We start from the raw sequence: 1,155 nt of genomic DNA, 5'->3' as shown, positions 1-1,155 counted from the left end.
CTGCTTGACCACCGCTCGTTTTTTTATTCATTGTACACAAAAATACCCTACAAGATGACCTTTTTTAAAGTGTCTATCTTATAGGGTACATTTTAATCGTGGGCTGACCTTGTTCATTTTGAGTCTTTTCAAAGGTACTATGAGGGATTTAGTTAAGCCTTGGCATTGGATTCGCCTGTCTAATCCTGTACAATGGATAACGACAAAAACAACGGTAGATTAAGGATGGATCAGCATGATACGGATTATTATTTCACCAGCTAAAAAGATGAAGATCGATACAGATCTTATGGCTATTGCGCAGATGCCGCAGTTTATAGACGAGTCAGAACAGCTACTTAGTTTGCTTCAAAAGTTATCCTATGACGAACTCAAAGCGATGTGGAAGTGTAACGATGCAATCGCCGAACAGAACGTAGAGCGGATTCGGAATATGAATATAAAGAATAGTCTGACGCCAGCAATCTATGCCTATGAAGGCATTCAGTATCAGTATATGTCGCCAGGTGTTTTTCAAAATGAGGAACTGGCGTATCTGGAGCAGCATTTGCGCATATTATCCGGTTTTTATGGCATGTTACGGCCTTTGGATGGGGTGACCCCTTATCGGTTGGAGATGCAGGGCAAGTTGCAAGGTCCAGGCTTCAAATCGCTCTATCAATTCTGGGGTAGCAAACTCGCAGATCAGCTTCAAGCGGAAAGTAACTGTATTCTGAATCTGGCTTCCAAAGAGTATAGCAAAAATATTTTGCCGTTTCTGAGTGAGGAAACCCTGTTCATTACATGTGTCTTCGGACAAATGGTCGATGGGAAGCTTGTTGAAAAGGCAACACGGGCCAAAATGGCCAGAGGTGAGATGGTACGTTATATGGCAGAGCGGAAGATTACAGATGTGAAGGATATCAGAAGCTTTGATCGGTTAGACTTTGTTTTTTCAGAAGAGAAGTCGGATGAGAGTAATAATGTATTTATATATTCAGATGGACAGTAGCCTGTTGTCCGCTGATCACATATCAGAATGATAACTATTTATTTAATCAAAAGTCGCCAAATGGCGGCTTTTTCGTATTATCAGGTTAGCCAGTAATTACTGGTTGGCCTTTTTTTGTGGTCGTTTTACGATGGGGGGAGCCGGGAGAACGTGGCGGCTTTAGA

Annotated in this window: 1 protein-coding gene; it reads left to right on the top strand. The window is 41.9% G+C overall.

The window, feature by feature from the left end:
- Positions 1-238 precede the first annotated feature (238 nt).
- The gene (yaaA, locus tag BMW94_RS30055; protein WP_091002255.1) at positions 239-991 is read left to right on the top strand and encodes a peroxide stress protein YaaA; all 753 of its coding nucleotides are present in this window, start codon (positions 239-241) and stop codon (positions 989-991) included.
- The last annotated feature ends 164 nt before the right edge of the window (positions 992-1,155 follow it).

The organism is Paenibacillus sp. OK003, from assembly GCF_900109515.1.
Lineage (GTDB): Bacteria > Bacillota > Bacilli > Paenibacillales > Paenibacillaceae > Paenibacillus > Paenibacillus marchantiae.
This window is presented reverse-complemented; position numbering and strand designations above follow the sequence as displayed.